The organism is Exiguobacterium acetylicum (assembly GCF_019890935.1).
Classification (GTDB): domain Bacteria; phylum Bacillota; class Bacilli; order Exiguobacteriales; family Exiguobacteriaceae; genus Exiguobacterium_A; species Exiguobacterium_A abrahamii.
Genome location: NZ_CP082333.1, coordinates 14,993 through 35,000 on the forward strand (window position 1 = coordinate 14,993; position 20,008 = coordinate 35,000).

14 protein-coding genes, 13 tRNA genes, 4 rRNA genes, 1 other RNA gene and 1 other annotated feature (1 of these 33 only partly in view) are annotated in these 20,008 nt (G+C 48.9%); of the genes, 29 read left to right on the forward strand and 3 right to left on the reverse strand.

Annotated elements, in window-relative coordinates; genetic code table 11:
* The first annotated feature begins 9 nt into the window (after nucleotides 1-9).
* Together rrf (K7G97_RS00050) and guaB are read left to right on the forward strand one after the other, a co-directional pair.
* Nucleotides 10-125: ribosomal RNA gene (gene rrf, locus K7G97_RS00050) — 5S ribosomal RNA — on the forward strand.
* Between the two features lie 151 nt (nucleotides 126-276).
* The gene (gene guaB / locus K7G97_RS00055) at nucleotides 277-1,743 is read left to right on the forward strand and encodes an IMP dehydrogenase (protein ID WP_029343029.1); all 1,467 of its coding nucleotides are present in this window, start codon (nucleotides 277-279) and stop codon (nucleotides 1,741-1,743) included.
* Nucleotides 1,744-1,785: 42 nt separating this feature from the next.
* On the opposite strand, the gene pdxR is transcribed toward guaB, so the two are convergent.
* Nucleotides 1,786-3,234 (reverse strand): MocR-like pyridoxine biosynthesis transcription factor PdxR, encoded by a 1,449-nt coding sequence (gene pdxR / locus K7G97_RS00060; RefSeq protein WP_316499628.1) that lies wholly within the window; start codon nucleotides 3,232-3,234, stop codon nucleotides 1,786-1,788.
* A 71-nt stretch (nucleotides 3,235-3,305) separates the two neighbouring features.
* On the opposite strand from pdxR, the gene pdxS reads away from it, so the two are divergent.
* The 8 genes from pdxS (at nucleotide 3,306) to K7G97_RS00100 (ending at nucleotide 8,701) form a co-directional block, all read left to right on the forward strand.
* Nucleotides 3,306-4,193 (forward strand): pyridoxal 5'-phosphate synthase lyase subunit PdxS, encoded by an 888-nt coding sequence (gene pdxS, locus K7G97_RS00065; protein ID WP_023469872.1) that lies wholly within the window; start codon nucleotides 3,306-3,308, stop codon nucleotides 4,191-4,193.
* Nucleotides 4,187-4,765 carry a pyridoxal 5'-phosphate synthase glutaminase subunit PdxT gene (gene pdxT, locus K7G97_RS00070; protein WP_223041088.1) on the forward strand — a complete coding sequence of 193 codons (579 nt, stop codon included), beginning with the start codon at nucleotides 4,187-4,189 and terminating at the stop codon, nucleotides 4,763-4,765. Before pdxS ends, pdxT begins: the two co-directional genes overlap by 7 nt.
* Nucleotides 4,766-4,856: 91 nt before the next feature.
* Complete coding sequence (locus K7G97_RS00075) at nucleotides 4,857-6,092, forward strand: D-alanyl-D-alanine carboxypeptidase family protein (protein ID WP_223041089.1); 1,236 nt, start codon at nucleotides 4,857-4,859, stop codon at nucleotides 6,090-6,092.
* Between the two features lie 12 nt (nucleotides 6,093-6,104).
* Nucleotides 6,105-6,312: a binding site (T-box leader), on the forward strand.
* Between the two features lie 61 nt (nucleotides 6,313-6,373).
* Complete coding sequence (gene serS / locus K7G97_RS00080) at nucleotides 6,374-7,651, forward strand: serine--tRNA ligase (RefSeq protein WP_050679050.1); 1,278 nt, start codon at nucleotides 6,374-6,376, stop codon at nucleotides 7,649-7,651.
* Nucleotides 7,652-7,788: 137 nt separating this feature from the next.
* Nucleotides 7,789-7,879: transfer RNA gene (locus K7G97_RS00085), tRNA-Ser, on the forward strand.
* Nucleotides 7,880-7,918: 39 nt separating this feature from the next.
* Nucleotides 7,919-8,009, forward strand: a tRNA-Ser gene (locus K7G97_RS00090).
* 35 nt (nucleotides 8,010-8,044) lie between these two features.
* A tRNA-Ser gene (locus K7G97_RS00095) sits at nucleotides 8,045-8,134 on the forward strand.
* A gap of 102 nt (nucleotides 8,135-8,236) precedes the next feature.
* Nucleotides 8,237-8,701 carry a DinB family protein gene (locus tag K7G97_RS00100; protein WP_223041090.1) on the forward strand — a complete coding sequence of 155 codons (465 nt, stop codon included), beginning with the start codon at nucleotides 8,237-8,239 and terminating at the stop codon, nucleotides 8,699-8,701.
* 72 nt (nucleotides 8,702-8,773) lie between these two features.
* Here K7G97_RS00100 and K7G97_RS00105 read toward each other — a convergent pair whose 3' ends face one another.
* The gene (locus K7G97_RS00105; protein ID WP_029343036.1) at nucleotides 8,774-9,451 is read right to left on the reverse strand and encodes a deoxynucleoside kinase; all 678 of its coding nucleotides are present in this window, start codon (nucleotides 9,449-9,451) and stop codon (nucleotides 8,774-8,776) included.
* The gene (locus K7G97_RS00110; RefSeq protein WP_050679045.1) at nucleotides 9,448-10,077 is read right to left on the reverse strand and encodes a deoxynucleoside kinase; all 630 of its coding nucleotides are present in this window, start codon (nucleotides 10,075-10,077) and stop codon (nucleotides 9,448-9,450) included. The genes K7G97_RS00105 and K7G97_RS00110 overlap by 4 nt, the downstream gene beginning before the upstream one ends.
* 108 nt (nucleotides 10,078-10,185) lie before the next feature.
* Here K7G97_RS00110 and tadA point away from each other — a divergent pair, with 108 nt between their 5' ends.
* The 19 genes from tadA to K7G97_RS00205 form a co-directional block, all read left to right on the forward strand.
* Nucleotides 10,186-10,692: a tRNA adenosine(34) deaminase TadA gene (gene tadA, locus K7G97_RS00115; protein WP_035395399.1), complete on the forward strand. Its 507-nt coding sequence runs from the start codon at nucleotides 10,186-10,188 to the stop codon at nucleotides 10,690-10,692.
* A gap of 48 nt (nucleotides 10,693-10,740) precedes the next feature.
* Nucleotides 10,741-11,007, forward strand: an RNA gene (ffs, locus tag K7G97_RS00120) — signal recognition particle sRNA large type.
* Between the two features lie 95 nt (nucleotides 11,008-11,102).
* Entirely contained in the window at nucleotides 11,103-12,788 is a 1,686-nt protein-coding gene (gene dnaX, locus K7G97_RS00125; protein ID WP_223041091.1) for a DNA polymerase III subunit gamma/tau, read from the forward strand.
* A gap of 18 nt (nucleotides 12,789-12,806) precedes the next feature.
* Nucleotides 12,807-13,127: a YbaB/EbfC family nucleoid-associated protein gene (locus K7G97_RS00130; protein ID WP_023469881.1), complete on the forward strand. Its 321-nt coding sequence runs from the start codon at nucleotides 12,807-12,809 to the stop codon at nucleotides 13,125-13,127.
* Between the two features lie 18 nt (nucleotides 13,128-13,145).
* On the forward strand, nucleotides 13,146-13,745 hold the full coding sequence (gene recR, locus K7G97_RS00135) for a recombination mediator RecR (RefSeq protein ID WP_023469882.1): 600 nt from the start codon (nucleotides 13,146-13,148) through the stop codon (nucleotides 13,743-13,745).
* The gene (locus tag K7G97_RS00140) at nucleotides 13,742-13,960 is read left to right on the forward strand and encodes a YaaL family protein (protein WP_023469883.1); all 219 of its coding nucleotides are present in this window, start codon (nucleotides 13,742-13,744) and stop codon (nucleotides 13,958-13,960) included. Before recR ends, K7G97_RS00140 begins: the two co-directional genes overlap by 4 nt.
* Before the next feature lie 333 nt (nucleotides 13,961-14,293).
* Nucleotides 14,294-15,855: ribosomal RNA gene (locus K7G97_RS00145) — 16S ribosomal RNA — on the forward strand.
* A 167-nt stretch (nucleotides 15,856-16,022) separates the two neighbouring features.
* Nucleotides 16,023-18,936: ribosomal RNA gene (locus K7G97_RS00150) — 23S ribosomal RNA — on the forward strand.
* A gap of 46 nt (nucleotides 18,937-18,982) precedes the next feature.
* Nucleotides 18,983-19,098: ribosomal RNA gene (gene rrf / locus K7G97_RS00155) — 5S ribosomal RNA — on the forward strand.
* Together the 16S, 23S and 5S rRNA genes with 10 tRNA genes alongside form the textbook arrangement of a ribosomal RNA operon.
* Nucleotides 19,099-19,177: 79 nt before the next feature.
* Nucleotides 19,178-19,253 (forward strand) — tRNA-Asp (locus K7G97_RS00160).
* A gap of 10 nt (nucleotides 19,254-19,263) precedes the next feature.
* A tRNA-Phe gene (locus K7G97_RS00165) sits at nucleotides 19,264-19,339 on the forward strand.
* 8 nt (nucleotides 19,340-19,347) lie between these two features.
* Nucleotides 19,348-19,423: transfer RNA gene (locus K7G97_RS00170), tRNA-Thr, on the forward strand.
* Between the two features lie 11 nt (nucleotides 19,424-19,434).
* Nucleotides 19,435-19,510: transfer RNA gene (locus K7G97_RS00175), tRNA-His, on the forward strand.
* Nucleotides 19,511-19,533: 23 nt separating this feature from the next.
* Nucleotides 19,534-19,609: transfer RNA gene (locus K7G97_RS00180), tRNA-Lys, on the forward strand.
* A 7-nt stretch (nucleotides 19,610-19,616) separates the two neighbouring features.
* Nucleotides 19,617-19,700: transfer RNA gene (locus K7G97_RS00185), tRNA-Leu, on the forward strand.
* 7 nt (nucleotides 19,701-19,707) lie between these two features.
* A tRNA-Gly gene (locus tag K7G97_RS00190) sits at nucleotides 19,708-19,782 on the forward strand.
* Between the two features lie 21 nt (nucleotides 19,783-19,803).
* A tRNA-Leu gene (locus K7G97_RS00195) sits at nucleotides 19,804-19,890 on the forward strand.
* 6 nt (nucleotides 19,891-19,896) lie between these two features.
* Nucleotides 19,897-19,970: transfer RNA gene (locus K7G97_RS00200), tRNA-Arg, on the forward strand.
* 5 nt (nucleotides 19,971-19,975) lie between these two features.
* Nucleotides 19,976-20,008, forward strand: a tRNA-Pro gene (locus K7G97_RS00205) (it continues 44 nt past the right edge of the window).

Here is a 20,008-nt window from a genome sequence, read left to right on the forward strand (position 1 = left end):
GCCCGATCGTCTGGTGACGATAGCCAAGTGGTCACACCCGTTCCCATGCCGAACACGGAAGTTAAGCACTTGAACGCCGAAAGTAGTTGGGGGCTTCCCCCTGTGAGGATAGGACGTTGCCAGGCACTTGACCGATCTGCAGATTGCAGGTCGGTCTTTTTGTGTTATGTGAAACTTCAGACTGTTCTGATTATTGGTCGAGTCATTGACATGACACCCTCTGCTTGTTACCATAACATCAATATTCTTTTATAAAAGAGAAAGCGAGTGGATAACATGTGGGAGAACAAATTTGCTAAAGAGGGTTTGACGTTTGATGACGTCTTACTCGTACCCCGTCGTTCGAGTGTCTTGCCGCGCGACGTTGATTTATCTGTCACGCTATGTGAAGGGATCACACTTAATATTCCGTTGATCAGTGCTGGGATGGATACCGTCACAGAAGCACCGATGGCAATCGCAATGGCACGTCAAGGTGGTCTTGGTGTCATTCATAAGAATATGTCAATGGAAGAACAAGCAGAACATGTCGATCGCGTCAAACGTTCTGAAAATGGTGTCATCACGAATCCGTTCTATTTGACGCCAGAGCGTCAAGTCTACGATGCTGAGTATTTGATGAGTAAGTACCGCATCTCTGGTGTTCCAATCGTTAATAACGAAACAGAGCGTAAATTAGTAGGGATTTTGACGAATCGTGATCTTCGTTTCGTCAAGGATTACTCGACTGTCATTGAAACGGTGATGACGACAGAAGAACTCGTGACAGCAAAAGTTGGTACGTCCCTTGCTGAAGCAGAACAGATTCTCCACAAACATCGCATCGAAAAGTTACCACTCGTTGATGAGAACGGTGTATTAAAAGGGTTAATCACGACAAAGGATATCGAAAAAGTCGAACAGTATCCACATGCTGCGAAAGATCAGTTCGGACGTTTACTCGTCGCAGCAGCTGTCGGCGTAACGAAAGACGCTTCGACGCGCGCGAAGTTCCTTGTCGATGCAGGTGTCGATGCACTCGTCGTCGATACGGCACACGGTCACTCAGAAGGTGTTCTTCTTAAAGTACGTGAACTTCGTGAAGAATATCCAAACTTACCAATCATTGCGGGTAACGTTGCGACGGCAGAAGCAACACGCGATTTGATTGAAGCCGGTGCATCTGTCATCAAAGTTGGTATCGGACCTGGTTCGATCTGTACGACACGTGTTGTCGCAGGCGTCGGTGTACCACAAATCACAGCCGTCTTCGATTGTGCGACAGAAGCACGGAAACATGGTGTCTCGATCATCGCTGACGGTGGCATCAAGTATTCTGGCGATATCGTAAAAGCACTTGCTGCTGGCGGTCACGCTGTCATGCTCGGAAGCTTACTTGCAGGAGTAGAAGAGAGCCCAGGTGAGATGGAAATCTACCAAGGACGTCAATTCAAGACGTACCGTGGTATGGGTTCTGAAGCATCGATGAAACGCGGTAGCCAAGATCGTTACTTCCAAGAAGCAGACAAGAAGTTCGTTCCAGAAGGAATCGAAGGACGTGTCGCTTACCGTGGTAAACTCGGCGATTCGGTGTACCAACTCGTTGGTGGTATTCGTTCAGGTATGGGATACTGTGGCGCTGCAACGTTAGAAGAATTGCGTGAAGAGACACAGTTCATCCGTATGACGGGCGCTGGTTTGCAAGAGAGCCATCCGCACGATATTCAAATTACAAAAGAAGCATCGAACTATACACGTCAGTAAACAAAAGCCTCGTCTTTCTCTAGTAGAAAGGCGAGGCTTTTTTCATGATGATTTACGCAAGCTCCACGCGTCCATCAATAATCGTAATCCTTCCATCAACTCTGGCTCAGAGAGACTCGCAAATCCAAGGACGATTTGAGGCGTATCAGAGAGAAGTGGTAACTGGGCATACTGAGAAAGACCGTATACTTGGATACCTTGTTGTTGTGCCCGCTTTACTAGCTCCGGCTCCGTCATCCCGTTCGCTACGGATACAACGACATGGAGCCCTGCACTTTCACCGGTCAATCGTAAGGCAGGAATCCGGCGAAGTGATTGGATTAAGACGTCGAGCTTGCGACGATAGACTTTACGCATCCGGTTGAGATGTCGTTCAAAGTCGCCCTCTTTCATGAAGCGTGTCAAGATCGTTTGATCGAAGCGCGAGACACTACATGTATAGTGTGATAGTTCTATTTGATACCGTGAGCGTAAGACTTCGGGTAAGACCATATAACCGATCCGTAGGGAAGGCATGAGTGATTTTGAGAAAGTACTCATGTAAATGACACGATTGCTGTCCATGTTGTGTAAAGACGGAATCGATTTACCGCTGTAGCGGAATTCGCTATCATAGTCGTCTTCGATGATAAAACGGGTCGGATCCATCGCCGCCCAGTTTAACAACTGATGTCTTCGGTTGACGGATAAGATACTACCGGACGGAAATTGATGTGCCGGTGTGACATACATGACATCGACGTTTGATTCCTGTAAGTGATCAATCCGTAATCCATTCGCATCAACACGAATCGGTTCAATCATGCGTTCATGATTTTCAAGTAAGAGGCGTGTCGTATGATAACCGGGATCCTCGATACCGTACGTGACGTCGCGTCCCAGTAAGAAGAGGACGAGCGGCAATAATTGCTCGACACCTGAACCGACGACGATTTGTTCAGGAGAACAGACGACACCACGAGAATGATAAAGATAGGTCGCAATCTCTTCGCGTAACGCTAGATCGCCTTGTGGATGACCGAGTGAGACAAGTGGGTGGTGATCAGTGTCGATGATATCTTTGGCATACTTTCGCCAACGAGCGAACGGGAAAGAGATCCCTTCAATCTTACTTGGATGAAAATCATACGTGATGATCGGTGTTTCTTTAGTCACACGTGGTTCGATGACGGGTGAAGTTTTGACGTAAGCGAGTTCCTCATAGGCAAGAACGAAGTAGCCTTTACGTGAGATGGATTCAACATATCCTTCTGCGACAAGTTGTTGGTAAGCAAGTTCAATCGTCGTTTGACTTAAGTTCAAAAATTGACCGAGTTTTCGTTTGGATGGTAATTTCGTGCCGTATGCTAAACGACCGGCAATAATTTCATTTCGAATTTGTTGATAAAGCTGTTCATAAAGTGGTTTTTCCTGATTGCGCGTAAGTTGAAATGATAGCATGTCCATCTCGTCTGACTCCTTCTTCGTAAACTGACCTGTTGAAATCATCATAAACTGATACTTTTAAAAGTGTCAACGTTCCGTATACTAAAGGAGTGAAAGTCAACCAAGGGGGAATGGATATGGAACGTCAACAAGGAACGGATCGTGTCAAACGTGGAATGGCTGAAATGCAAAAGGGTGGCGTCATCATGGATGTGGTCAATGCGGAACAAGCGAAGATTGCGGAAGCAGCAGGTGCTGTTGCAGTCATGGCACTTGAACGTGTTCCGTCTGATATTCGTCGTGACGGAGGCGTCGCACGAATGGCGGATCCGTTGATTACGGAAGAAGTACTCGGAGCGGTCTCGATTCCCGTCATGGCAAAATGCCGGATTGGTCATATCGTCGAAGCACGTGTTCTCGAATCGATGGGGGTCGATTTCATCGATGAGAGTGAGGTCCTGACTCCGGCAGATGAACAATATCATTTACTGAAGTCGGAGTTCACCGTGCCGTTCGTCTGTGGCGCACGTGATCTTGGGGAAGCCGCTCGTCGTATCGCAGAAGGAGCCGCGATGATTCGGACGAAAGGCGAACCTGGGACTGGGAACGTCGTCGAAGCTGTTCGCCATATGCGACAAATTCAAGCACAATTGAATCAGATTTTACATGTCAGTCCAGATGAATTGATGACATTTGCGAAAGAATGGGGTGCTCCGTATGAAGTATTACGTGATATTCGGACACAGGGACGTCTACCGGTCGTCAACTTTGCAGCCGGTGGAGTCGCGACACCAGCTGATGCCGCACTCATGATGCACCTAGGGGCAGATGGTGTCTTCGTCGGATCGGGGATCTTTAAATCAGAACACCCAGAACGTGTCGCTCGGGCGATTGTCGAAGCCGTTACGTACAAAGATGATTTTGAACGGATCGCGTCTTTATCCAAAGGACTCGGAACAGCAATGAAAGGAATCGATGTCACATCGATGCCGTTTGAGGAACGGATGGCGACACGCGGATGGTAATTGGTATTCTGGATGTTCAAGGTGCGGTCCGTGAGCATCGACAGCAGCTTGAAGGTCTTGGTGTCGATGTCGTTCTCGTCAAACAAGTGAGCGATCTCGATGGACTCGATGGACTCGTCTTACCCGGAGGCGAATCGACCGCGATGCGTCGATTGATCGAACGCTATGAATTACTGGAACCGCTTCGGGAAAAGGCGACGACGTTACCGATGTTCGGAACATGTGCTGGAATGATTCTACTCGCAACCGCTGTCGAAGCAGGTCAGAGTCATCTCAACGCGATTTCGATGACGGTCCGTCGAAATGCCTTCGGTCGACAAATCGATTCATTTGAAGGATTGCTATCGGTTGAAGGAATTGAAGAGCCGATCGAAGCAGTGTTCATTCGAGCGCCATTGATTCTGTCTGCCGGGGAAGGAACACGAGTGATTGCGAAAGTCGAAGAGCAGATCGTTGCCGTCGAGACATCGTTACACCTCGCGTGTTCGTTTCACCCTGAATTGACAGAGGACGATCGCTTGCACCGCTATTTTTTACAAAAAATCAAACAGCGGCAGTCCGTCCGTTCATAAAGCGTGGAAGCATCTGACAGGTTCTACTGTCAGGTGCTTCTTTTGTGCTACACTATTCGTAAAACGAATGATTGAGTGAAGGAGAGACACGATGAAACGAATTTTACTACTCTGTTTAAGTGTGCTCCTAGTCGTAGGATTTCCTACAGCGGGACAAGCAGCACCTTCGATTCAAGCAGAGTCTTACATAATGGCCGATGCGGTCACAGGAAAAATCCTCCTTCAATCGGAAGCGGATGTTTCGTTGCCCCCTGCTTCGATGACGAAGCTGATGACGCTCTACCTCGTCAGACGACAAATCGAATTGAAAAAACTGACGTGGGATCAAAAAATCACGCCGAGTGCAAAAGTGTTAAAGCTTGCGAAGACGTCCGGAATCGCGCGTGTTCCAGTTAAAGCTAAAACATACACGGTTCGCGAGATGTATAATGCGGCGTTCATCAAATCGGCCAATGATGCAGCGGTCATGCTAGCCGAAACTGTCGCCGGTTCAGAAGCGGCGTTCGTTGAAAAGATGAATGAGACAGCAAAACAGTTCGGAATGAACGACACGGAGTATGCGAATGCCTCTGGTCTAGATGCTGTCGATGCGACCCTTCCAGGAACGAATTTGATGACAGCGACGGATATCGCGTTACTCGTCATCCGCTACATCAAGGATTACCCGGATGTCCTGGATGTGACGAACAAAACGCAGATGAAACTTGATGGAGAAGTCTTGAATAATTCGAATAAGATGTTGGCAAAGGAAAAATTCGCATATGCCGGCATGCGGGGAATGAAGACCGGAACGACTGATTTAGCCGGTTACTGCTTTGCAAGTGTAACGACACGGGATAATATGACGCTTGTCACGGTCGTCATGCGAACGGATTCCGATCAAGCCCGTTTCAAGGAAACGAAAAAGCTGCTCGACTATGGTTTTGCGACGTTTGAGCCGTTGACGTATTACGGAAAAGGCGAACGGATCAAAGACGTTCTTCCGATTAAAGGGGCAACCGTCCGAAAGCTAGACGTCGTCACGGACGGTTCGTTATACGTTACGGTCTTAAAACAAGCGGAGACGCGGGAACCACGATTCGACTTCTCCAAAACAACGGCGCCCGTGACGAAACAAGAAGTCGTCGGGACGGTGCAGGTCGCGGATGATGGAATCTATCTACCAGGATTTGAGACACCCCGCGTGAATTTATATAGCGCAACTGCGGTTCCACTTGCGAGTGTTCCGACACGTCTCGTCCGCGCTTGGACAGCGTGGTCGAAGCAAATTGAACAAGCGATTCAACAATCGACTCTTGTCAACTTCCAAGGCGATGGTGTAAAGTAAGACTAATCTCATAAAGATGCTATGAACGGACTAAGTAGATGTATCGATACTGTTAAGAGAGCTAGTGGGTGGTGTGAACTAGTCAGATCGATGGATTGAATCGAGCCGGATCGCACACCTTGCGAACAAGGTGCGGGTACGCCCGTTATCGCGTCTTAAGTTGGCTAGATGTGTCTAGCAATGAGGGTGGCAACGCGGATCCAGGTGATTCGTCCCTTTTCGGTAGGAATACCGGAAAGAGACGAGTCGCCTTTTTTTATGACATAAAGGAGGAATTACAGATGATTGATATTAAACGATTACGCCAAGATTTTGACGCCATTCAAGAAAAGTTAGCGCACCGAGGAGAGGACTTGACGGACATGAACCGTTTCCTCGCACTTGATGAGAAACGCCGAGAATTGATTGCGCGGACAGAAGTGTTGAAAGCAGAACGAAATGAAGCAACGAAAAAAATCGCTGAACTGAAGCGCAATAAGGAAAACGCGGACGAAGCGATCGCTGCGATGCGTAGTGTCGGAGACGAGATCAAGACGCTTGACGACGAGTTACGCGATGTTGAAGCGACATTGAACCAACTGCTCCTCGGTATTCCAAACATTCCACATGACAGCGTACCGGTCGGTTCTTCTGAAGACGATAACGTCGTCTTACGTGAAGTCGGTGACAAACCAGCGTTTGACTTCGAAGCGGTCCCGCACTGGGATTTGATGGAGCAATTAAAAATCGTCGATGTCGAGCGTGCCGGAAAAGTAACAGGCAGCCGTTTCGTCTTTTACCGCGGAGCGGGGGCACGTCTTGAGCGGGCATTGATTAACTTCATGATGGATCTTCATCAAGATCAGCATGGGTACACAGAAATCTTGCCACCACTCATGGTCAACCGTGACTCTATGACAGGAACAGGACAATTGCCGAAGTTCGAAGAGGATGCCTTTAAGATTGAAGAGACGAACTACTTCCTCGTACCGACAGCAGAAGTGCCGGTGACGAACATGCACCGTGAAGAAATCCTAACAGCAGATCAGTTACCAATCGGCTATGCGGCATACAGCCAATGTTTCCGTTCAGAAGCAGGTTCTGCGGGACGCGATACACGCGGTTTGATCCGTCAGCACCAATTCAATAAAGTTGAACTCGTTCGTTTCGTCAAACCAGAAGAATCTTACGAGCAGCTTGAATTGTTAACAGGACAAGCAGAAACGGTCTTGAAAAAGCTGAAATTGCCGTATCAAGTATTGAGCATGTGTACAGCTGATCTCGGATTCACGGCTGCGAAGAAATACGACATCGAAGTCTGGATGCCAAGCCAAGGCGTCTACCGTGAAATCTCTTCTTGTTCAAACTTTGAAGATTTCCAAGCACGCCGGGCACAGATTCGTTTCCGCCGCGAAGCGAACGCAAAACCAGAATTCGTTCACACGTTAAACGGTTCTGCCCTTGCAGTCGGTCGGACAGTTGCTGCGATCTTAGAGAACTACCAGCAAGCGGATGGATCAGTTGTTATTCCAGAAGTGCTTCGTCCATACATGGGTGGTCTTGAAGTGATTCAAGCTTAAGTCAGAAGGGGGAGTAATCCCCCTTTCTGTATTTTAAAAAGTTTTTTTAGAAAAGGTCTTTACACGTTAAAAGGCAGATGCTATCATAATTAATGTCAGGAAAACAGACAGGTCATCATTGATCTTGTAAGAAGTACGGAGGCGTACTCAAGTGGTTTAAGAGAACGGTCTTGAAAACCGTCAGGCGGCGAAAGCCGTGCGTGGGTTCGAATCCCACCGCCTCCTCCATTTTTATTTTTTGACAACGACATGCACGTTTTATAGCTTGGAGGCGTACTCAAGTGGTTTAAGAGAACGGTCTTGAAAACCGTCAGGCGGCGAAAGCCGTGCGTGGGTTCGAATCCCACCGCCTCCTCCACTTCTTTTTTTTTACCCAAAAATAAATATAATCATGGAGTCGTACCCAAGTCCGGCTGAAGGGGACGGACTCGAAATCCGTTAGGGGTCGCAAGGCTCGCGTGGGTTCGAATCCCACCGACTCCGCTTTTTATGAAGCATCTCAATTCTGAGGTGCTTTTTTGTTGCATCGATTTCTTCGTGCGTGCTATGGTTGCCTACGTGAAAAATGAAGAAGAGGTGGACGAAATGAACGAACAAACAAAAGAATCGTTGCTTTCGCATTATGCGATGACGATGACATATGTAAAAGACTTAGAACAGATTTCAGAAGAGGCATGGCGAACATCGTATGCAGAAGGTAAGTGGACAGTTGCTGAGATCATCGGTCACTTATCACCATGGGATCGCTTCATGGTCGCAGAGCGCATCCCGTACTTGCTCGCGGGGGAACCATTCCGTGTTGCACCGGATAGCCAAGCCGTCAATGAGGAAGCGGCGAAGATGAGCCGTGAGCAGCAACGGATCTTGACGATTGATGAGTTTTTAGTCAGCCGTGATTTGTTGCGCCGTGCAGTCGAATTGATTCCGGAAGAACGCCTGCAGGATAAGGTCGTCATTAAAGACAAAGAATTGACGATCGGTCAGTTCCTTGGAGCAATGGCTCAACATGATCTACACCATATGGAACAAATCAATCAAGTGATTGGTTAATGCGAGGGAGATGCAATACGCATCTCCTTTTTTGCGCAAAAAAAGATCCGCCTAAGAGGCAGATCTGATCAGTTAGCGTGTATTGGCAATGCGAGCAACTTCAAGCTGCTTTTCAATCTTCGCGAGAATCCGGTCGATGGATTCTGGCTCGTTCAGTAAGTCGTATTCGTCGATCGACAAACGAAGTACCGGGCAGATCGTGAAGTTATTGATCCAGTTCGTATAGCGCTCGTACATCTCTTCCCAATATTCGATTGGTGTCTGTTGCTCCATCTCACGTCCGCGAAGACGAATTCGTTCTAGTACTTGTTCGAACGAACCTTCAAGATAGATCAAAAGATCCGGATGCGGGAAGAATGGTGTCATGACCATTGCGTCAAACAAACTTGAATATGTCTCGTAATCTGTTGGAGACATCGTTCCTTTTTCGAAATGCATCTTCGCAAAGATCCCTGTGTCTTCATAGATTGAACGATCTTGGATGAAACCACCACCGTATTGGAAAATCCGCTTTTGCTCCTTGAAGCGTTCAGCGAGGAAATAGATTTGGAGGTGGAAGCTCCAACGCTCGAAATCATGATAGAATTTATCCAAGTAAGGGTTCGTATCGACTTTTTCGAGTGACGTCCGGAAACCAAGGGCATCTGCTAATCCGTTTGTGATCGTTGATTTACCGATCCCGACCATACCGCCGATCGTAATGACGGCATCTGCCGGGATGTTGTATTGTTCGCGTAGCTTCAAGTTCATGCGTGGTTCGCTCCTTCATATAATTCGTTCCGGATCGTCGTCAAGACGTACTCGAGATCTTCCGGTCGCTTGACGAAGTCGAGTGCATCTCCGTCGAAACGGATGATTTTGACTTCCGGATGTTTGGCTTGGTATTCCGTGACGAATGTCTCGTAATCCTCTGCCAATTGTTCGAGATAGGCACGTGACATATTTTCTTCGATTTCTCGTCCGCGCAGCGCAACACGTTTCATCAAGGTATCGATGCTTGCGTTCAAATAGATGACAGCATCCGGTTTCGGCATGTCTGTCGTCAGGATCGAATAGATTTGTTCGTACTTCTCAAGATGCTCTACCTTCAGAGAGCGGTGTGCAAAAATCAAGTTCTTAAAGATATGGTAATCAGCAACGACAGAGCGTTGTTTACTGAGGTAATGACGTTCGATATCATCGAGTTGTTTGAAGCGATTGCACAAGAAGAACATTTCCGTCTGGAAGCTCCATTCTTCGATATCTTCATAGAACTTTCCAAGAAAGGGATTTTCTTCGACGATTTCGCGTAACATAGAAAAAGAGAAATGGTGACTGATGGCGTTCGCAAGTGATGTTTTGCCTACACCAATCGGTCCTTCAACCGTTATGAACATATACAATGACCCTCCGTTCAGCAAAGTGCAATTTATATTTTAGCACAAAGAAGTACGACTTGCTGAAGTTTCAAAAGGAGAATTTTTTTAGAGTGAGGAGTATCATCGATGGAACGACAGGAACACTATATGCGCCTTGCGATCGAAGAGGCGAAAAAGGCAGAAGCGATCGGTGAAGTTCCGATCGGATGTGTCATCGTCAAAGACGATGAAGTCATCGCGACGGGCTACAATCACCGGGAAACGGATCAACAGGCGACGGCACATGCCGAGTTGATCGCGATTGAGGAAGCGTGCCGAAAGCTTGGGAACTGGCGACTTGAAGGGTGCGAGTTATACGTGACACTCGAACCGTGTCCGATGTGTGCAGGAGCCATCATGCTGTCGCGAATCGAACATGTCATCTTTGGTGCCGTTGATCCGAAAGGTGGATGCTGTGGAACACTGATGAACTTGGTGCAAGACGATCGGTTCAATCACGTCTCGGAGTTGACGAGCGGTATATTAGAAAAAGAGTGTGGGGAGATGCTAACGACGTTCTTTCGGGAGCTGCGCGCGAAAAAGAAAGCACGAAAGCGGGCAATGGGTTGCATCGCACCAGATGAAACAGTATAATGAAAAAGCACTGAAATAAGGTGCCACTAAAAATCGATAAACCATTTGCCGTGCTAGGTGGGGATGTAGCGGTTCCCTGTCACTCGCAATCCGCTATAGCGAGACTGAATTCCATGTCGAGGGATATGATTGGTGTGGTCTGCCTCACGTAAGTAGCGTTGACGTTTGAGTCCTACGCAACAGATACCCATGAACCAGGTCAGGTCCGGAAGGAAGCAGCCTTAAGTGGTGCTCTCTGTGTGTTGTAGGGGTGCTTGGACTGAGCAGGCTGCGTGAGTAACGCATGTTGAACATATTTCAGAATATGGTGCGCGGCAGTTTAATTTTTAAAGACAAGTCTACAGCCGGTTTCGGTTGTAGACTTTTTTAGGTAAAATAGAATGAGGAACTTAAAAAGAGGAGGCGCAAACTTGGCCTATCAAGCACTATACCGCGTGTACCGTCCGCAACGATTCGACGAAGTCGTTGGACAAGCGCATATCACCCGTACGATCCAAAATGCATTGATGGAGGGACGGATGTCCCACGCCTATCTATTTTCGGGTCCTCGTGGAACAGGAAAGACGAGTCTTGCCAAAATCATCGCTAAAGCGATCAACTGTGAGCATGCTCCGGTCAAAGAACCGTGTAATACGTGCCCGACGTGTCTTGCGATCACGGAAGGATCAAGCCCGGATGTCTTCGAAATCGATGCGGCTTCCAATAACGGCGTAGATGAGATTCGGGAAATCCGGGATAAAGTCAAATATCCCCCTTCAGAAGCAGTCTATAAAGTCTATATCATTGATGAAGTGCATATGTTGTCGACAGGTGCCTTTAATGCCTTGCTCAAAACACTAGAAGAACCACCGGCGCACGCCATCTTCATCTTAGCAACGACTGAACCACATAAAATTCCGGCGACGATCATCTCGCGTTGCCAACGTTTCGATGTGAAGCGGCATGAAGTCGATCAACTCGTTGAGCGGATGCAATATATCTTAAAAGACCAATCGATCGAGTATTCGGATACGGCATTACGATTGATCGCCCGAGCGGCGGATGGTGGTATGCGTGATGCGCTGAGTCTACTCGACCAAGCGGTTGCTTTTTCGAATGGTGATCTAAATGATGCGGCTGTTCTTGAAGTAACAGGGGCAGTAGAAGATGAAGCGTTACTGAATATTGCCCGTGCCTTACATGAACATCAAGTCGATCAGTTGTTACAGACGCTTGAGACGATGCAACGAGCGGGAAAAGACTTAAAGCGTTTCGTTGAGGATCTCGTCTTCTTTTACCGGGACACGTTGTTATTGAAAGCCTCGCCTACAGCTGTCGATTTGCTAGAGCGTGCGCGCCCGACGGATGAGTTCAAACAATTTGTTGAATCGATTGAAGCGGAGACGTGCTTTACGATCATTGATCAGTTACATGACTGCCAACAACAGATGCGGTTGACGAATCATCCGCGGGTCCTCGTTGAGATTGCCTTCATTCAAATTGCGGAACAGGGGAGAACAACGGGACAAATCGTCCAATCGTTGCAACAGGAAGTCCGCGAAATGAAAGAACAGATGCACCAATGGAAGTCGAATGGTGTTCCAGCACAAGAAGCGGCTGCACCACAAGCACAGCCGAAGCGAAAACAAGGACGACCAACCGTTCGAATCGCCAAAGAGCGGATTCGTCAAATGTTAGGAAGAGCAGAGAAAGCCCAGTTGCGCGAGATTCAAGAACGCTGGGACCACATCTTAAAATGGATTTTAAAAGAAGATGGCCCCATCTACTCGTTACTCCATGAAAGTAAACCGGTTCTTTGTTCAGCGGATACGTTGCTGATTGAATTCGATGACGGTAAAGGATGGCACTTTGAGCAGGTCATGACGAATGAACGAACACGTTTCGTGATTGAAGAAGCGCTGTATGAAGTATGCGGCGTCAAACGCGAAATTTTAGCGATTCTCTCAAAGGATTGGCATGAACTGAAGGCAGAGTTTGTTGCTAAGCGAAATAGTAGTAGTATAGAAGAGAAGGAAACAAAACAAGAATCGGAGAGCGATCAGTTATTGTCCGAGACGCTTGGTCGTTTTGGTGATATCGTAGAGTTCGAAGATTAAATTCGAGGAGGAATACAGATGCGCGGAATGGGAAACATGAACAATATGATGAAACAGATGCAGAAGATGCAAAAGGATATGGCGAAAGCACAAGAAGAACTAAAAGACTTAACAGTGACAGGTACAGCAGGCGGAGAAATGGTCTCAGTCGTCGCTGATGGTCATAAAAATATCGTAGATGTCATCATTAAAGAAGAAGTCGTTGATCCAGATGATGTTGAAATGATTCAAGATCTCGTCTTAGCTGCTACAAACGATGCTTTGAAGAAGGTCGATGAACTCGTAGCAAGTAAAATGGGGAAATTCACACAAGGTATGAATCTGCCGGGAATGTTTTAATTCGTAGGAGGAAACCACTTGCAATATCCTGAAGCGATTAGTCGTTTGATCGAAAGTTTTACGAAACTGCCGGGAATTGGTCCGAAGACAGCGGTTCGTCTAGCGTTTCATGTCCTTGATATGGAAGAGGACGATGTCTTGATGTTCGGTAAGGCATTGGTCAGCGCGAAGCGCGACATTGCCTACTGTAGTGTCTGCGGGAATATCACGGATCAAGATCCTTGTTATGTATGTACAGATAAACACCGAAACCGTACGATTGTCTGTGTCGTCCAAGATTCAAGGGATGTCATTGCAATGGAAAAGATGCGAGATTACCAAGGGTTGTATCATGTCTTGCATGGAGCGATCAGTCCAATGGAAGGAATCGGTCCAGAGGATATCAATGTATCTAGCCTACTGACACGTCTTCAAGCGGACGAAGCGATTACGGAAGTCATCTTAGCAACCAATCCGAACATTGAAGGAGAAGCGACGGCGATGTATCTATCGCGTCTCTTAAAACCGACGGGTATTCGGATCACTCGGATTGCTCATGGTCTTCCGGTTGGTGGAGATCTTGAATACGCAGATGAAGTGACGTTATCTCGTGCAATGGAGGGACGTCGCGAACTATGAGTTGGTTTCGAAAGAAGATTCGCAGTGAGTACGACCAGCGTTTGTTAGAAGAATTAGCAAAAGCAAAAGAAGATTATTTGATGAAGCGTCATCTCTTAGAAATCAGCTATGATGACTACGGTGATTTAGAAGCACAAATGAAGTTAGCGGAATCACTGTATTTCTTCTATATAAGCGAAGCAAAAAGAAGACGCGTCTCATTGATGATGAAGTAAACCGCAGCCATTCTTGTCTGCGGTTTTTACATGCTCTAAAAAAACTATAAGTTATTTTAATAAAGTAGTTGCACATGTCTAATTATCGTGATATATTAATTCATGTCCTTAAGAGGACGAGCGCTTACGGCAAACAAGTAAAAAACAATTTCAAAAAAGTTGTTGACTTCTTGTTTCAGACTTGGTATTCTAATTGAGTCGCCAAAACAGGCGCGGACGAACTTTGAAAACTGAACGATGAGGCAAAAATCGTATTCTATGGAATACAAAAACGAATGAAGCGCAAGCTTCGTCAATCGTGACTTCGGTCACAACAACGAGCAAGTCAAACACTTCATGGAGAGTTTGATCCTGGCTCAGGACGAACGCTGGCGGCGTGCCTAATACATGCAAGTCGAGCGCAGGAAACTGACGGAACTCTTCGGAGGGAAGGCAGCGGAATGAGCGGCGGACGGGTGAGTAACACGTAAGGAACCTGCCTCAAGGATTGGGATAACTCCGAGAAATCGGAGCTAATACCGGATAGTTCATCGGACCGCATGGTCCGTTGATGAAAGGCGCTCCGGCGTCACCTTGAGATGGCCTTGCGGTGCATTAGCTAGTTGGTGGGGTAACGGCCCACCAAGGCGACGATGCATAGCCGACCTGAGAGGGTGATCGGCCACACTGGGACTGAGACACGGCCCAGACTCCTACGGGAGGCAGCAGTAGGGAATCTTCCACAATGGACGAAAGTCTGATGGAGCAACGCCGCGTGAGTGATGAAGGTTTTCGGATCGTAAAACTCTGTTGTAAGGGAAGAACACGTACGAGAGGAAATGCTCGTACCTTGACGGTACCTTACGAGAAAGCCACGGCTAACTACGTGCCAGCAGCCGCGGTAATACGTAGGTGGCAAGCGTTGTCCGGAATTATTGGGCGTAAAGCGCGCGCAGGCGGCCTTTTAAGTCTGATGTGAAAGCCCCCGGCTCAACCGGGGAGGGCCATTGGAAACTGGAAGGCTTGAGTACAGAAGAGAAGAGTGGAATTCCACGTGTAGCGGTGAAATGCGTAGAGATGTGGAGGAACACCAGTGGCGAAGGCGACTCTTTGGTCTGTAACTGACGCTGAGGCGCGAAAGCGTGGGGAGCAAACAGGATTAGATACCCTGGTAGTCCACGCCGTAAACGATGAGTGCTAGGTGTTGGGGGGTTTCCGCCCCTCAGTGCTGAAGCTAACGCATTAAGCACTCCGCCTGGGGAGTACGGCCGCAAGGCTGAAACTCAAAGGAATTGACGGGGACCCGCACAAGCGGTGGAGCATGTGGTTTAATTCGAAGCAACGCGAAGAACCTTACCAACTCTTGACATCCCATTGACCGCTTGAGAGATCAAGTTTTCCCTTCGGGGACAATGGTGACAGGTGGTGCATGGTTGTCGTCAGCTCGTGTCGTGAGATGTTGGGTTAAGTCCCGCAACGAGCGCAACCCCTATCCTTAGTTGCCAGCATTCAGTTGGGCACTCTAGGGAGACTGCCGGTGACAAACCGGAGGAAGGTGGGGATGACGTCAAATCATCATGCCCCTTATGAGTTGGGCTACACACGTGCTACAATGGACGGTACAAAGGGCAGCGAGACCGCGAGGTGGAGCCAATCCCATAAAGCCGTTCCCAGTTCGGATTGCAGGCTGCAACTCGCCTGCATGAAGTCGGAATCGCTAGTAATCGCAGGTCAGCATACTGCGGTGAATACGTTCCCGGGTCTTGTACACACCGCCCGTCACACCACGAGAGTTTGCAACACCCGAAGCCGGTGAGGTAACCGCAAGGAGCCAGCCGTCGAAGGTGGGGTAGATGATTGGGGTGAAGTCGTAACAAGGTAGCCGTATCGGAAGGTGCGGCTGGATCACCTCCTTTCTAAGGAAAACGTCCCTTACGGGACATGCCCATCGTTCAGTTTTGAGAGCTCGTCTCTCAGTCTCGATAGAGACACTCGCACCTTGAAAACTGAAGACATCAACAAGACATCAAACTTTTAATTAACCATGTCATTTAAGACGTGTGTTCTTAGAATACCAACGCTAGATCAAGGTATGAAGGGCGTACGGTGGATGCCTTGGCACTAGGAGCCGATGAAGGACGCGACGAACAGCGATATGCTTCGGGGAGCAGTAAGTATGCTTTGATCCGAAGATTTCCGAATGGGGGAACCCACCATCCGTAATGGGATGGGACATGTTACGTGAATACATAGCGTAGCGTGAGGCAGACCCGGGGAACTGAAACATCTAAGTACCCGGAGGAAGAGAAAGCAAATGCGATTCCCTGAGTAGCGGCGAGCGAAACGGGAACAGCCCAAACCGGAGAGCATGCTCTTCGGGGTTGTAGGACACTCTATACGGAGTCAAAAAGGAAGACAGTAGGTGAAGGACCTGGAAAGGTCGGCCGAAGAAGGTGACAGCCCTGTAGCTGAAACTGTTTTCCCTCCAGAGTGGATCCTGAGTACGGCGGGACACGTGAAACCCCGTCGGAATCCGGGAGGACCATCTCCCAAGGCTAAATACTCCCTAGTGACCGATAGTGAACCAGTACCGTGAGGGAAAGGTGAAAAGCACCCCGGAAGGGGAGTGAAATAGATCCTGAAACCGTATGCCTACAAGTAGTCAGAGCCCGTTAACGGGTGATGGCGTGCCTTTTGTAGAATGAACCGGCGAGTTACGATAACGCGCGAGGTTAAGCCGATGAGGCGGAGCCGTAGCGAAAGCGAGTCTGAACAGGGCGTTCAGTGCGTTGTCGTAGACCCGAAACCAGGTGATCTACCCATGTCCAGGATGAAGGTCAGGTAACACTGACTGGAGGTCCGAACCCACGCACGTTGAAAAGTGCGGGGATGAGGTGTGGGTAGCGGTGAAATGCCAATCGAACCTGGAGATAGCTGGTTCTCCCCGAAATAGCTTTAGGGCTAGCCTCGAGGTTGAGAGTTCTGGAGGTAGAGCACTGATTGGACTAGGGGCCCCCACAGGGTTACCGAATTCAGTTAAACTCCGAATGCCAGCAACTTATACTCGGGAGTCAGACTGCGAGTGATAAGATCCGTAGTCAAGAGGGAAACAGCCCAGACCGCCAGCTAAGGTCCCAAAGTGTATGTTAAGTGGAAAAGGATGTGGCGCTGCCTAGACAGCTAGGATGTTGGCTTAGAAGCAGCCACCATTCAAAGAGTGCGTAATAGCTCACTAGTCGAGTGGCGCCGCGCCGAAAATGTAACGGGGCTAAACATACCACCGAAGCTGCGGATTCCGTAAGGAATGGTAGGGGAGCGTTCCAAACCGCTGTGAAGCTGTACCGGAAGGAGCAGTGGAGCGTTTGGAAGTGAGAATGCCGGTGTGAGTAGCGAAAAGAGGGGTGAGAATCCCCTCCGTCGAAAGCCCAAGGTTTCCTGAGGAAGGCTCGTCCGCTCAGGGTTAGTCTGGACCTAAGCCGAGGCCGAAAGGCGTAGGCGATGGATAACAGGTTGATATTCCTGTACCGCCGATCCACCGTTTGAACAATGGGGGGACGCAGGAGGATAGTGACGCATGCGGATGGAAGTGCATGTGCAAGTTTCAAGACCGTCTGATTGGCAAATCCGTCAGGCATCAAAGTCAAGGAACGATGCGGAGTCCCGTAGGGACGTAGGTCACGATTTCACACTGCCAAGAAAAGCCTCTAGTGAGGGGGAAGGCGCCAGTACCGTAAACCGACACAGGTAGGCGAGATGAGAATTCTAAGACGCGCGGGATAACTCTCGTTAAGGAACTCGGCAAAATGGTCCCGTAACTTCGGGAGAAGGGACGCTCTACATGAGTAGAGCCGCAGTGAATAGGCCCAAACGACTGTTTAGCAAAAACACAGGTCTCTGCTAAATCGCAAGATGACGTATAGGGGCTGACGCCTGCCCGGTGCTGGAAGGTTAAGGGGATGGGTTAGCGCAAGCGAAGCTTTGAACCGAAGCCCCAGTAAACGGCGGCCGTAACTATAACGGTCCTAAGGTAGCGAAATTCCTTGTCGGGTAAGTTCCGACCCGCACGAAAGGCGTAACGATTTGGGCACTGTCTCAACGAGAGACCCGGTGAAATCATAGTACCTGTGAAGATGCAGGTTACCCGCGACAGGACGGAAAGACCCCATGGAGCTTTACTACAGCCTGATATTGAGGCTTTGTGCATGATGTACAGGATAGGCGGGAGACGTCGAGCCCGGAGCGCCAGCTTCGGAGGAGTCACCCTTGGGATACCGCCCTTCATGCATAGAGTCTCTAACTCGCAGCCGTGATCCGGCTGGAGGACCGTGTCAGGCGGGTAGTTTGACTGGGGCGGTCGCCTCCTAAACAGTAACGGAGGCGCCCAAAGGTTCCCTCAGAATGGTTGGAAATCATTCGTAGAGCGCAAAGGCAGAAGGGAGCTTGACTGCGAGACCTACAAGTCGAGCAGGGACGAAAGTCGGGCTTAGTGATCCGGTGGTTCCGCATGGAAGGGCCATCGCTCAACGGATAAAAGCTACCCTGGGGATAACAGGCTGATCTCCCCCAAGAGTCCACATCGACGGGGAGGTTTGGCACCTCGATGTCGGCTCATCGCATCCTGGGGCTGGAGTAGGTCCCAAGGGTTGGGCTGTTCGCCCATTAAAGCGGTACGCGAGCTGGGTTCAGAACGTCGTGAGACAGTTCGGTCCCTATCCGTCGTGGGCGCAGGAAATTTGAGGAGAGCTGTCCTTAGTACGAGAGGACCGGGATGGACGCACCGCTGGTGTACCAGTTGTTCCGCCAGGAGCATCGCTGGGTAGCTACGTGCGGACGGGATAAATGCTGAAAGCATCTAAGCATGAAGCCCCCTCCAAGATGAGATTTCCCTTTGAGTAATCAAGAAAGACCCCTCAGAGACGATGAGGTAGATAGGTCACGGGTGGAAGCATGGTGACATGTGGAGCTGAGTGATACTAATCGGTCGAGGCCTTGTTCTAGCAGATGCTTGTTGATGACTTCAGTTTTGAGGGCGCGAGCCCGTCGTCTGGTGACGATAGCCAAGTGGTCACACCCGTTCCCATGCCGAACACGGAAGTTAAGCACTTGAACGCCGAAAGTAGTTGGGGGCTTCCCCCTGTGAGGATAGGACGTTGCCAGGCTTTTGTTTTTTTAATAAAACAATTGACAGACTTACATAGATGTTTTATCATTATAGAAGTCGTCACCTTATACTTAAACGGTCCTGTGGTGTAGCGGTTAACATGCCTGCCTGTCACGCAGGAGATCGCGGGTTCGAATCCCGTCAGGACCGCCATTTTAATATCGGCTTTGTAGCTCAGTTGGTAGAGCAAAGGACTGAAAATCCTTGTGTCGGCGGTTCGATTCCGTCCAAAGCCACCATTTCTTTTGCCGGTGTAGCTCAGCTGGTAGAGCAACTGACTTGTAATCAGTAGGTCGCGGGTTCGACTCCTGTTGCCGGCACCATTTTTATTTTGGCGATTGTGGCGAAGTGGTTAACGCACCGGATTGTGATTCCGGCATTCGTGGGTTCAATTCCCATCAGTCGCCCCATTTTTTAACTTCATATCATTTATGTGTCATTAGCTCAGTTGGTAGAGCATCTGACTTTTAATCAGAGGGTCGCAGGTTCGAATCCTGCATGACACACCATTTTTATGCGGGTGTGGCGGAATTGGTAGACGCGCTAGATTTAGGATCTAGTGTCTTTGACGTGGGGGTTCAAGTCCCTTCACCCGTACCATTTATATGCGGAAGTAGTTCAGTGGTAGAATACGACCTTGCCAAGGTCGGGGTCGCGGGTTCGAATCCCGTCTTCCGCTCCATTTATATTTGAATAGCATTATGCGGTCGTGGCGGAATCGGTAGACGCGCTAGGTTGAGGGCCTAGTGGTGGCAACATCGTGGAGGTTCAAGTCCTCTCGACCGCACCATATGATGCACCCTTAGCTCAGCTGGATAGAGTACTTGACTACGAATCAAGGGGTCGGGAGTTCGAATCTCTCAGGGTGCACTTTTCGGGAAGTAGCTCAGCTTGGTAGAGCACTTGGT